Raw genomic sequence first — 13310 nt, forward strand, 5'->3', positions numbered from 1 at the left:
CAAGACACAAAAATCATGCAACATCCCTACGCTGGCATTATCCAGATCAGGTTAAAGGGTCATAGATTTCATCAGATCTATATCTCAGCCAGCTTTTCCAGCTCCCCTGGTGACTTTTTTATTTAACTCATCGTATCATATTTATTTGTTGTTTACAACTAAGTCATTTTTCACAAGGATACTGGTCAAAATTTTAATTTGTTATAGGTAACGTGTTTTTGCATGATCTTTTAAGAAAGGTACAGGGAAGAACGGACGCCGTGTCGAATGGTTTCTTAACTTGGTATTGTTTGTTGCTGGTTTAATTATGGCAATGTTCAGGTAAATTTGCGGGGCTGGCAATTTATATAAACTATGGCGGAAAGGAGTCAGAGCAATGAATACACTTTTATGGAAAGCGTTATTTATAAAATCACCTGTTCCTTATTTGGTGCAGGAACTTTTTCGTGATGCAAAAGGTCAGGTGCAGGACGTAAAAATTTTAGAAATCAATCAAGCTTTTTCTAAAGCGTCCGGATTAAAGGCTGCATCTGTCAAAAATAAGCTGCTGACGCAAATATACAAGGTGCATACAGAACCAATACAGCAGTGGATAGAGCTTTGCGGTGAGGCTGTTTTGTGTAATAAAATTTTGCACTCTGAGATGTCGTTTGGTTTTTCTCCAATATTACAGAAGGTCCTGCTTGTTCCGTTGATTAAAGATGCTTGTGCGATGATTCTTCTCAAACAGGAACAGACTATGTTTTCAACAATTAGTAGTGCGACAGATTTAACACAAATCAATGAAGACTTAGCAAAAGCAAACGATAAGCTTAAACTGCTGGCAATTACGGATGAATTGACGGGTTTATACAATCGTTGCTTTTTTGAGCAAAAAATAGACAACGAGATGAACTATGCAGATCTTCATAAAGAAAAATTTTCGATGATTAGTTTTGACATTGATCATTTTAAAGATATAAATGATACCTGGGGACATCCAGCTGGCGATGATGTTTTGAAACAGGCTGCTAAAATTGCGCGGGCAGCGATTCCTAATACGGCAATGTTGATTCGGTTTGGCGGCGATGAATTTATCGTCTTAATGCCGCATGCATCAATGCAGGAGGCGGCTGAAACGGCTGAACAAATTCGTGCTGCGATAGAAGGTGAGATGTTTCATGGCGTTGGAAGTATTACGGCAAGTTTTGGTGTTGCGGAACGAAAGGCAAAGGAGTCTTTCAAGTTCTGGTATAAAAGGGTAGATGAAGCTTTGTATCGTGCGAAAGAGCTAGGTCGGAATCAGGTGGCTCATTCTAGTGAAAATTCAAAGCCAATTGCATCTGTGCATATTGAATGGATAGAAGATTGGGAATGTGGTAATTTGGAAATTGATCGGCAGCATAAAAAATTATTGGAAATATCGCAAGGACTTATGACGATGACGCTGCTTACAAAACTCCAGTCGTCAAATATTTTGCAGCAATTGGATCGGTTAGTTGAACATATTGTTTACCACTTTGCTTGTGAAGAGCATCTTTTAGAAAAAATGTCATATCGAAAGGCACATGAGCATGCCTTGGTGCATAAGAAACTGGTAAAAAAAGTTTTGGAAGTCAAGGAACATTATAGTCGGGGCGATATTAAAGCATCTGTGTTTTTTTCTTTTTTGGTCGATGATGTGGTTCTTGGTCATTTACTACGAGAGGATATTAAATTTTTTCCTTACATTCAAATGAAAAGCAAAAAAACTTAAAATTTTGAAGTATATTCTGAATAATTTGCATTCCGATTTTATTGAAAAAATAGCAGAAGAGCGTATAATAAAAATAGATGTTTTATAGATAATTAAAGGAGTGCTTTTTTTGAAGAGTGATGGTGTCAAAATTATTCTCGTGTGTCTATCTATATTATTTCTAAATATTATGTAGAGTTAAATTTGGTATAGTGGATGTTTTACGGCCTTCAGTTTGCTGCTGGCGGAGTTTTATCTTCCCCCAATTGACTCGGATTTTTATAATACAAGGTTTGTGGGGTAATGTCCATAAAGACCTTGTGTTTTTTTTATAGATAATATGAAAATAAATAGAAGGAATACTCCGACGAATCTTGAAATAATAATATCATTATGCTTTGTTTTTTTTAGATTACATGCTGAGAAAGGAGATCCCAGTATATAACGAGAGAGGACGCGGTTTTATGGCGGAAAATGCAATAAATGAAGCAGTTATCAAGATCAAAGTAATCGGTGTCGGCGGCGGTGGTAATAGTGTTTTACAAAGAATCGCCCAAGAACAATTATTAAATATAGAATTGATTGGTATAAATACGGATGCGAAACAATTAGAAAAATTAAAAGCATTTAATATACAGACGCTGCAGATTGGTGCTTCCTTAACGAAAGGTCTCGGCACTGGGGCGAAACATGAATTGGGCGAACTTGCTGCACAAAAGAATGAAGAGCAGATCAAAGAACTATTCAATGGGGCGGATCTGGTTTTCATTACGGCTGCTATGGGTGGTGGAACGGGTACGGGGGCCGCGCCCGTTATTGCGGCGATTGCTAAAAAAATGGGTGCGTTGACAATTGGTGTTGTGACTATGCCATTTTCGTTTGAAGGGTCACGCAAGAAAAAAATTGCCCAGATCGGTATAGAAAAATTGCAGGAGCATATTGATGCTTTGATTTCTGTAAAAAATGATAATTTATTAAGGCTGACCGGCAGTCAAAAATTATCCTTGATAGATGCATTTGCCGCAGCCGACGGTATACTCAAACAGGCCATTCGCTGCATTGTAGAATTAATTATGACAATCGGCGTCATCAATGTGGATTTTGCTGACGTGAAGTCAATTTTTCAGCAAAGTACGAGTCCTGAGGCACTGATTGGTATTGGGGAGGGGGATTCCAGTCCAATTATAGCTGTGCAGCAGGCTATTTCGAGTCCCCTGATTGAAAAGTCCTTAGAGGGGGCGCGCGGCATTATTTTGAATGTCAGTGGCGGTGATAATTTGAGCTTGTATGAAGTGAATGAGGCCACACAATATATTTATGCACATACGCACCCGGATGTGAATATTATTTTTGGGACAGTCATTGATGATACTTTAGGTGATACGGTTCGAGCCACAATTATAGCAACAGATTTTGTGGGTGGTGGTAAAGTATTGGGCAATCCGGAGGAGCTGTTTGTGCAAAAAGCCGAAACAATGGATGTGCCTAAATTTGCTTCAGTGGATTTAGCAGAGAGAATTCCGATTTTTCATCGCTCTAAAACCTAGGATCGCGTAAGCTTTCTGCCGCAGCAAGCATATTCATTCAATTTATTTTTATGAATGGATATGCTTTTTACCTATGGTTGCAGATAATGGCTATTCATATTAAAATATATAGAACGAATAAAAAACATCGCTATCGAGAATTGCCAATGTATAAAGGTTTTGATTCGTTATAGAGACACATGATTAAGTTGAAAAATAGAGGAGATTCATTTTATGTTACATAGATTTTCACGCACAGAACTTTTGCTGGGGGTAAGTGGTTTAGAAAAATTAACCCATAGCAAAGTTGCAGTATTTGGTATAGGCGGTGTTGGTTCTTTTGTTGTTGAGGGGCTTGCCCGCAGCGGGGTCGGTAATTTGGTGCTGATCGATGATGATGCGATTTGCTTAACAAATATCAATCGGCAGATTCATGCGACAAGTAAGACGGTTGGCCGGCCTAAAGTTGAAGTCATGAAGGAACGGATACTGGATATTAATCCGGATGTTGAGGTTACTACGATTCAAAAATTTTATTTGCCGGAAAATGCCAAAGAGTTTATTATGGATGATTATGACTATATTGTGGATGCGATTGATACTGTAACGGGGAAAATTGATTTAGTGGTAAAAGCACAAGAAAAAAATATTCCAATTATCAGCAGCATGGGGGCGGGAAATAAATTGGATCCTGCGGCTTTTCAGGTTGCTGATATTTATAAGACGAGTGTCTGTCCGCTGGCTAAAGTGATGCGTAAAGAATTAAAAGCGCGCCACATAAAATCATTGAAAGTGGTATATTCAAAAGAACAGCCAATTAAAACGGCTGCGCCAGGCGGTTGTGGCACAGAATGTATCTGCCCGCCGGGCAGTGCGCGCAATTGTGATGCGCGCCGATCTGTTCCTGGCAGTGTTTCTTTTGTACCATCGGTTGTAGGACTTATTATCGCTGGTGAAGTAATCAAAGATTTGATTGCAGAATAAAATATGAAAGTTGGTATGGTGGGAAAATATTGTTCACACCATCCTTTTTGAACGGGGTTGAGTATTTGAAAATTTCGGTTTTGGGATGTGGCCGCTGGGCTGCTTTTTTGGCATGGTATACGGAGTCCTTGGGAAATCAGGTCATGGTATGGGGTCGGGAAACATCAAAACGGTACCAACGGTTACAAGATACACGTAAAAATGATTTTTTGATGCTGCCAAAGCAGGTTTCATTGAGCCATTCTCTGGATGAAACGATTTCGTTTGGTGAAATTGTGATTATTTCTATTAGTTCGCAGTCGCTGCGATCTTTAGGCAAACAATTGCATGCATTAGGCAATATAGAGAATAAAACCTTTGTGCTTTGCATGAAAGGTTTGGAAATTGGTACAGGAGAAAGGCTATCCAGAATATTATTGGAAGAACTTGGAGCAGGTATTAAGGTGGCTGTTTGGGTGGGACCCGGACATGTACAGGATTTTATAAAAGGAATACCAAACTGCATGGTAATTGGCTCGGATGATATTGCGGTAACAAGGCAGATTGTTGATGAATTTAGCAGTAATTTGATTCGTTTTTATTATGGGACAGATTTGCTTGGCATTGAAATTGGTGCGGCAGCGAAGAATGTCGTGGGAATTGCAGCGGGGATGTTAGACGGTCTTCAATATACCAGCTTAAAAGGGGCGCTTATGGCACGGGGGACCAAAGAACTATCCAATCTGATTGAAGCTATGGGCGGAGATCCTATGACGGTTTATGGGCTTAGTCATCTGGGCGATTATGAGGCAACCTTGTTTTCATTGCATAGCAACAACCGACGCTTTGGTGAAGACTTTGTTCGAGGTGAAGTTTCGGATACACTGGCCGAAGGTGTATACACAGTAGAAGCCTTGATGGATTTGGCAAGGATATACAAAATTGAATTGCCGATTTGTCAGGCTGTTTACAATATCATTAAGGGTAGCCAAGATATAAAAGGCGAACTGCTTTCTTTATTTTTACGTCCGGTTAAAGCCGAATGAGGGCTGAGATCAAGACGGTTGTATCAATGAAATTAAAATTTTCGAATTTACAAAAAAAGAAGCTGCATATTTATTATAGGGCAGCTTCTTTTTTATTCGGTTTATTGTGTGAAAAACTTTCTCGTTCAACGAGTAAGGAAGGAAAAATTGTTTTTGATGGGGCAGCAGCAAAATCACCATTGAGAATTTGTGCCAGAATCGTAACAGCCGCTGGGCATAGTACATCTAAGCGGTTATCGATACTTGTGAGTGAAGGTGTAGAACATTCAGCTAGAATTGAATTGTTAAAGCCGATGACTGGTAAAATAATTCCACGTGCCGATAGAGCTTTTTGTGCACCAACAGCGAGCAGGTCTTCTGAGGCGGTAATGGCAGAAAGTTCGACTCCACTATCCAGGAGTTTCGTTGTAATGGCTTCTGCTGCTTCGAGTGTTCGTGGTATTCTTTGGATTAAGTGCGGTACTTGCTTTAAATTATATTCTTGCATCCCTGCTTTGTAACCAGCCAGTTTTTGCTGTCCACTATAAGATAATGAATCATACAGATATAAAATATTATCACAGTGTTGTTTCGCCAAAAGCTCGATGGCTTTTTGCATGCCCTCTTTTTCATCACAGAGGACGCAATAAATATTTGGTACATCCAAAAGACTGTTGATTGTAATAATTGGAATTTGTTTCGCGATTTTTTCAATATGCGAATTATCTTGTTCTTCACGAAATGGTGAGCCGATTAGGATAATGGCATCAACATGTTTATCGAGAAACAATTGCAAATATTTTTTTTTGTCTGATAATTCATTGCCAGTGCAGCCTAAAATAACATCAAGTCCGCGTTTTCTGAGATCATGTTCAACTAAAGACACGGCTTTGGCAAAAAATGCATCGGATACATCGGTGCAGAGAATACCGATCATTTTCATCGAATTTAAGCCAAGTCCACGGGCAAATGGGTTTGGCTTATAATTGTGCTCGTTCATGGCTGCCAAGACTTTTTCACGTGTTTTAGGACTGACTTTTGGACTGCCATTTAGAACGCGTGAAACCGTAGCAATCGAAACGGCACAGGATTTTGCTATATCGTAAATAGTCATAATTCACCTCTGATTTTAGTATATATTTAAGTATAGCGAATTTTTATACAATAGCAATAGAAAATGTAAGATTCTTGTTTGCGCTTACATAAAAGAAGGAAATTTGATTAAAATTATAGCAAATAGTCAATAAATACTGAGCTCGAAGGAAAAGAAAGCGGTATCATATATTTATAAAAGAATGTGAAAATGAAAACTTTCAAATCAATACAAATTATGTTGACATATACATTACAAATGCTAAAATGAATTGTAAGCAATTACAAACAAGACATAAATATATATTTTACATAAATATTCATTATCATATTTCTTGTTTGATATAAGAATTAACAATGACAGAATATTTTGCGATAAAGCAATTTTGCGGCATTATTATGGTTTCAAACCTTATGAAATGAAAGATCCAAATTTAACTTAGTAAGGAGTCGATTGACTATGAAAAGTTCTGATGATTTTCGTCAACAGTTTCAAGAGCCTTCGGCAATACTATCGCTCATGAGACTCACATTTGGTTCAAGTATTATTTTAATTGCAAAAAGACGCTTGTTCGTACAACGATTGAAACAATGTACCATTGGGAGAGTGGGGATTTGTCGGCAAAAAATATGTTTGGTTTTTGCTAATATCCGATTACTAAAGTAAGTCATGTAAAGTCTAGATACAAGTATATGAGTTTTTTAAGGGGATGTCTTTATGAAAAAAATGATTCGTATTCATGACAAAGATAATGTTGCTGTAGCGTTACAGGCAGTAGAACAGGGTGAAAAAATCGAGGTGGATGGTTTTCATGTTACGGCAGAAGAAGTGGTTTTGCCAGGGCATAAGATGGCTTTACTGCCGATTGATGCGGGTTTACCGGTTGTCAAATATGGTTCGCCGATTGGTTTTGCCAAAAAGGATATCAGAGTTGGCCAATGGGTTCATACCCATAATGTGAAATCAGGACTGGGAGAAATTTTAGAGTATCATTATACACCTGACTTTGAAACGATAAAAAAACAAAAGTCACATACGTTTATGGGCTATAAACGTAAAAATGGTAGTGTGGGTATCCGTAATGAAGTTTGGATCGTGCCTACAGTGGGGTGTGTCAATGCGATTGCCAGATGTATTGAAACAGCGGCGCAACAGGAATTTATGACCGATACAATTGATGGAATTTATGCTTACAGTCATCCGTATGGCTGTTCACAGCTGGGGGATGACCATCATAATACACAAAAAATCTTAAGTGGTTTGATCAAACATCCAAATGCTGGCGCAGTGCTTGTTTTGGGTTTGGGGTGTGAAAATAACCAAATTGATTCGATGAAGGAAATACTGGGTGATTATGATGAAACCCGTGTGAAATTTCTGGTCTGTCAGGAACATGAAGATGAAGTTGCCGCCGCACTTTCGTTGATGAAAGAACTTTGTGCATACGCGGCTTCGTTCAAACGTGAATCTTGCAGTGTAGATCAATTGGTTATTGGCCTTAAATGCGGCGGGTCGGATGGTTTTTCGGGTATTTCGGCGAATCCGCTTGTGGGGCAGCTGTCGAATCAGATTATCGCCGAAGGCGGCACATCTATTTTGACTGAGGTGCCGGAAATGTTTGGTGCGGAAACACTTTTGATGAATCGCTGTAAAGACCAAGTCGTTTTTGATAAGACTGTGCAGCTGATTAATCATTTTAAAGAATATTTTATGCGTTATGGTGAAAAAATCAATGAAAATCCATCACCGGGAAATAAAAAAGGCGGGATTACGACGTTGGAAGACAAATCGCTGGGCTGTGTCCAAAAAGGCGGCAGTGCCGTGATTGAAGATGTCCTTGGCTACGGAGAAACTGTGACCAGCAAGGGCCTTAATCTATTGCAGGCGCCAGGGAACGATTTGGTGGCAGCGAATGCTTTAGCTGCATCAGGGGCGCATATGGTTCTTTTTACAACTGGCCGCGGAACACCATTTGCCTGTCCGGTACCAACGATCAAAATTTCCAGCAATTCAGTTTTGGCAAAGTTTAAAAAGAATTGGATTGATTTTGATGCAGGGGTGCTTTTACAAGGTGAAAAAATGGTGGAGGTAGAAGCGGACTTTTTTGAGTTTGTTTTACAGATCGCATCCGGCACAAAACGGGCTAAATCGGAAGCGCTTGATAAGCATGAGCTGGTAATTTTTAAAGATGGTGTGACACTCTGATTCGTTGTTTGGCAGATAAATGGGGAGGAAATAGTGATGCAGTTTGAGTGGAATGAAGATTTGTATGCAAGAATTGACAATAAGGTAGATCGGGCAATGCCGGAATTTAAAGACAGAAAGACATATTGCATAACGGATGCTAAATACAAAAAGCTTATTCGAAAAATCACGGAAATTTATTTTACACATCCGGATGGGCCTTATCCGGGAACGAAAGCAGAGCTTAAAACCGATCTTGTTTATAATCAGAAAAAGTTAAAAAAACATGCGCATATGATTTCGTATTATGGTGAAGTCATTCAGGCAGCTATTGATGAAGCAAGTGCCGCTGGGGGCGGCATTGTCGTAGTGCCGGATGATGGGCAGGACTGTTATTATACGGGCGCGATTTATCTGCGAAGTAATGTGGAGCTGCATATTGAAGAACATGCTGTGCTGAAATTTGTCCGCAATAAAACCAATGAATATTATCCTTTGCGTTATAGTCGCTGGGAAGGCGTCGAATGTATGAACTTTTCACCGTTTGTTTATTGTTATGAAGAGGAAAATATTGCAATTACCGGCAAAGGCACGCTGGATGGTGCGGCGGATGAATTTAACTGGATGCCATGGAAATTTGCTTACTTTGGTCAAACGGATCAACAGATTCAACGCGAACGTCTTTTTGAACTGGGCGAACTGGGTCGTGATACGCAAACAGAACGTATTTTTGAGGGGAGTATTTCAACCCTGCGTCCGCCTTTTATTCAGCCTTATAAATCAAAAAATATATTAATCGAAGATATTAATATAATAAATTCACCATTTTGGGAAATTAATCCCGTATTATGTGAAAATATCAAGATAAGACATATTTCTATCGATACAGATTTATATAATAATGATGGCGTTGATCCTGAATCATGCCGCAATATGATTATTGAAAATTGTTCGTTTCTAACTGGCGACGACTGCATTGCCATAAAATCTGGACGTAATAATGAAGGCCGACGGATTGCGGTGCCAACAGAAAATATTATTATCCGTCATAATCATTTTAGTAATGGTCATGGCGGGATCACGATTGGCAGTGAAATTTCAGGTGGCGTGCATGATATTTTTGCGCATGATAATTATTTTGATAGCACGGAACTTGATTATCCAATCCGTTTTAAAACCAATGCAAAACGAGGCGGATGCCTGGAGAATATTTACATAAAAAACAGTGTAGTGAATAAGTCAAAAGTTGCTGTGGTATATGCGGATTTCTTTTATGAAGAAGGTGAAAATGGTACATTTATGCCAAGTTTGAAAAACATTACCTTGTCAAATATAAAAACCGCCGCAGGTGGCAGCATTGATGCTGAAAATGCTTTGTACTTAAAAGGTTTTGCGAAGTCACCGATTGAAAATGTTACGATTGAAGATGCTGTATTGAATGGGGTTGAGAAAAAATCTGTTTTGCGTAATGTAAAGGGACTGCGCTTTAAAAATGTTTCTATCAATGGACAAAAGATAGAAGATTCTCTTATGAATGTTGACAATGGGTCTATAGTTGAGTATTTGTCATTTTAAATAATGGGTAAAATGGCTTATATTTGTTGAGGCGATTTTATAGTTCTATGAAAACAGTTGATAATACTATACGAAGCAAGACTATTGTCTTAGGATAATAGTCTTATTTTTGCTGTATTTAAAGCTGTATGGCAATTATTTTAATTATATGATTGAATAAAGGCTGGATTTTGTATATTATTTAAATAGGATCAATTGATTTTGTTTGAATGATTAGAAAAAAATCAGAACATGGATGGAATAAAAAATGAAACAGCATATAAAAATTCCGCCTGAAAGCATGCTGGGAAAAGGTAAATTCTTATTTGACATTTTAAAAGAAACTTGTGAAGAATATCTTTTCGCTTATGATGCAAAGGCAAATATTACAATGCTTTCACCAAAGTTAGTGCAAGAGTTTGATTTGCCAGGAGACATTTTGCCGGATATAATCAAGTCTTGGTCGCAGTTGATTCATCCTGATGACGTAGCGAATTACGTAACGAGTACGCGAGAAATTCTAGAACATAAGACGGATGAATATAAGCTGGAATATCGTATTAAAAATAGACAGCATGAATATGTATGGATGCATTGCCATGGTAAAGTGATCTGTGACTCATCTGGAGAGCGTGCCCTATTTGTTGGGACATTGTCTCGGCTGGTACGGAGAAGTCGGGCCGATATAGTAACCGGACTTTTAAATAAGTATCAGTTTGAAATAGATGTCAAGGCAGCCTTGGATAATTTTCGGAGCACAGGTGAAGGTGGATCACTGGTGATATTTGGTGTTGATAATTTTAAAATCATTAATGAAACGTATAATCGTTTTTTTGGTGATCTGGTGCTCAATCGAATTGGTCGTAAGATTGAAAATATCCTGCCCGCGGGTGTTAAACTTTATAAGCTGGATGGTGATGAGTTTGCGATTATTTATTCGAAAGCCATCAACGTGGATGTTGTGGATTTGTTTCAGTCGTTGCAACGCTATACCAATAGTCAGCATGAGCTTGATAAACGGAAATATCTTTGTACAATTTCAGCCGGTACTGTATTTTTCCCAAAAGATGGAAAAAATTATTTATCACTGCATAAACATGCTGAGGTGGCCTTGGAACTTGCAAAACAAAGCGGTAAAAACAAGCTGTGCTTTTTCTCAAAAGAAACTTACAATCGATGGGTTAAATCAATTTCGCTTAGGGATGAACTAAAAGTGAGTGTTGAAAACGGCTGCAAAGAATTCGAATTATTTTTCCAGCCACAGGTTGATGCGGTTGATCGTACTTTAAAAGGTGCGGAAGCTTTGCTGCGTTGGCATAATAGCCGGGGGAAGATGGTGGCTCCCATGAATTTTATACCACTGCTGGAAGAGACGAAACTAATTATTCCAGTAGGAAAATGGGTTTTTGAAGAGGCTGTGAAGGTTTGCAAAGAGTGGCAAGAATTAGTGCCCGATATTACGATGAGCATTAATGTATCGTATGAGCAACTGAAGGATGTTACCTTCAAGGAATTTGTTCAAGACTGTATGGCTCGATACAATATAGCAGCAAAGTCGATTACATTAGAACTTACGGAGAGCTGTATTGTTTCGGATTGGGAATTTGTGAATCGAGAGTTTGATTTTTTTCGCAAACAAGGTGTTAATATCGCGATGGATGATTTTGGAACAGGCTATTCATCACTTAGTTATCTTAAAAATTTATCAACGGATATTGTGAAGATTGATCGTGAATTTGTTAAGAAAATCTTACAAAATGATTTTGATAAAATGTTGATTGAATATACGGTTAAACTATGTCATAGTGTTGGTATGACTGTTTGTATTGAAGGTGTAGAAGAGAAGGAGGAATATCAGCTCTTACTTGATCAATGCAAGGCAGATACGATTCAGGGCTATTTATTTGGTCGACCGGCACCTAAAGCGGATTTTGTCCGAAAATTTATTATTGATCAAGAAAATTTAAAAGTAAAAGTAATTTAGAGGAAGCGAGACTTATGGTAGAGAGAAAAAAAGAAGAGATGTCTGACATTACGTTATTAGGACAAAAAAATGTGCAATATGGATATGATTATGTGCCAGGAATTTTAGAAACTTTTGACAATAAACATCCGATGAATGATTATTGGGTCAAGTTTAACTGCCCTGAGTTTACAAGTCTTTGTCCGATTACAGGACAGCCGGATTTTGCTACGATTTATATTTCATATATTCCTGAGCGAAAAATGGTGGAAAGCAAGTCACTTAAATTGTATTTGGTGAGTTTTCGAAATCATGGAGATTTTCATGAAGATGTCGTGAATATTATCATGAAAGATTTGATTAAATTGATGGATCCACGTTATATTGAGGTATGGGGTAAATTTTTGCCGCGCGGGGGCATTTCGATTGATCCGTATGCAAATTATGGAAAAATGGGAACGAAGTATGAAGCATTAGCCTGGGATCGTTTTAAACAGCATGATTTGATGGGGATGGATCGTGTAGATAATCGGTGAAATAATTTTTCTTTTACATGCCAGGATAGGGAATACATCTTTTCATTAAATAAGCTCTATAGTATAATGTTTCTATAGGAACGTGAAACATTGCCGGGGGTTTCTTGCATCATATTATGGGATGTTTGAAGAGTATGGGAGTTGGATTTTTATGAATAATTTATTGAGAAATGTATTGACCAGACGCAGCATTCATAGTTTTGATACGCGACAGATTAAGGACGAGGAACTTACAGAAATCCTGGAGTCGGGTAAATTAATTTCAACTGCAGTAAAAAATCAACCGTGGCATTTTACAGTGATTCAAAATAAAAGTGTACTCAGCAAAATCAATGCTAAAAATAGTGAGGCTTTTTTGGCTTATGGGCATGATTTATTTAAAGACAGGCAAAGTGAAGAGCCTTTTAATTTTCTAAAAAATGCGCCGACCTTGCTCATTATCTCTGGTAAAAATGATATCAAATATGCGCAGGATGCCGCCAACACTGTTTTTGGCAGTATGATGCTCGCTGCTGAGAAATTTGGCATCGGTTCGTGTTGGACTCATTCGCTGAAAATTTTATTTGATTCGCAGGAAGGCAAAGAAATTGTGGATGAAATTAGTCTTCCTCCGTTGTATACTCCTTTGTGTGCAGGTGTTTTTGGTTATAAAGAAGCGATTAGTTCACCTGGGGCGGTTTGTTTAAATGATGATATTGTGCACATTATCCGTTAGGGGAAATAAAGTATCATAATAAAAAAAGAACGACGTT

11 protein-coding genes and 1 riboswitch are annotated in these 13310 nt (G+C 38.2%); of the genes, 10 read left to right on the forward strand and 1 reads right to left on the reverse strand.

The annotated features are described in order from the left end of the window. Nucleotides 1-6: 6 nt before the first annotated feature. A riboswitch (TPP riboswitch) is annotated at nt 7-118 on the reverse strand. A gap of 258 nt (nt 119-376) precedes the next feature. The 4 genes from BMY14_RS01585 to BMY14_RS01600 all read left to right on the forward strand — a co-directional run bounded on the left by BMY14_RS01585 (nt 377) and on the right by BMY14_RS01600 (nt 5249). After that, complete coding sequence (locus BMY14_RS01585) at nt 377-1735, forward strand: diguanylate cyclase (protein ID WP_091828587.1); 1359 nt, start codon at nt 377-379, stop codon at nt 1733-1735. 443 nt (nt 1736-2178) lie between these two features. Further along, the gene (ftsZ, locus tag BMY14_RS01590; RefSeq protein ID WP_091828589.1) at nt 2179-3261 is read left to right on the forward strand and encodes a cell division protein FtsZ; all 1083 of its coding nucleotides are present in this window, start codon (nt 2179-2181) and stop codon (nt 3259-3261) included. 213 nt (nt 3262-3474) lie between these two features. Beyond that, entirely contained in the window at nt 3475-4224 is a 750-nt protein-coding gene (locus BMY14_RS01595; RefSeq protein ID WP_091828591.1) for a tRNA threonylcarbamoyladenosine dehydratase, read from the forward strand. A gap of 65 nt (nt 4225-4289) precedes the next feature. Then, nucleotides 4290-5249, forward strand: coding sequence for an NAD(P)H-dependent glycerol-3-phosphate dehydrogenase (locus tag BMY14_RS01600; RefSeq protein WP_091828697.1), 960 nt, complete (start codon nt 4290-4292; stop codon nt 5247-5249). 73 nt (nt 5250-5322) lie between these two features. Here the strand turns inward: BMY14_RS01600 and BMY14_RS01605 are convergent, their stop codons facing one another. After that, complete coding sequence (locus BMY14_RS01605) at nt 5323-6342, reverse strand: LacI family DNA-binding transcriptional regulator (protein ID WP_091828593.1); 1020 nt, start codon at nt 6340-6342, stop codon at nt 5323-5325. A gap of 438 nt (nt 6343-6780) precedes the next feature. On the opposite strand from BMY14_RS01605, the gene BMY14_RS01610 reads away from it, so the two are divergent. From BMY14_RS01610 to BMY14_RS01635, 6 genes are all read left to right on the forward strand, one after another. Then, nucleotides 6781-6987 (forward strand): hypothetical protein, encoded by a 207-nt coding sequence (locus BMY14_RS01610; protein ID WP_019552053.1) that lies wholly within the window; start codon nt 6781-6783, stop codon nt 6985-6987. Nucleotides 6988-7038: 51 nt separating this feature from the next. Next, nucleotides 7039-8526 (forward strand): UxaA family hydrolase, encoded by a 1488-nt coding sequence (locus BMY14_RS01615; RefSeq protein ID WP_091828595.1) that lies wholly within the window; start codon nt 7039-7041, stop codon nt 8524-8526. A gap of 36 nt (nt 8527-8562) precedes the next feature. Next, nucleotides 8563-10080 (forward strand): glycoside hydrolase family 28 protein, encoded by a 1518-nt coding sequence (locus tag BMY14_RS01620; protein WP_091828597.1) that lies wholly within the window; start codon nt 8563-8565, stop codon nt 10078-10080. A gap of 247 nt (nt 10081-10327) precedes the next feature. Then, a complete protein-coding gene (locus tag BMY14_RS01625; protein ID WP_091828599.1) occupies nt 10328-12043 on the forward strand; it encodes a bifunctional diguanylate cyclase/phosphodiesterase in 1716 nt (571 codons plus the stop codon). A 14-nt stretch (nt 12044-12057) separates the two neighbouring features. Then, the gene (queF, locus tag BMY14_RS01630; protein WP_091828602.1) at nt 12058-12558 is read left to right on the forward strand and encodes a preQ(1) synthase; all 501 of its coding nucleotides are present in this window, start codon (nt 12058-12060) and stop codon (nt 12556-12558) included. A gap of 151 nt (nt 12559-12709) precedes the next feature. Next, entirely contained in the window at nt 12710-13273 is a 564-nt protein-coding gene (locus tag BMY14_RS01635; RefSeq protein WP_019552058.1) for a nitroreductase family protein, read from the forward strand. Nucleotides 13274-13310 lie beyond the last annotated feature (37 nt).

This window comes from Propionispira arboris (assembly GCF_900109225.1).
Taxonomy (GTDB): domain Bacteria; phylum Bacillota; class Negativicutes; order Selenomonadales; family Selenomonadaceae; genus Propionispira; species Propionispira arboris.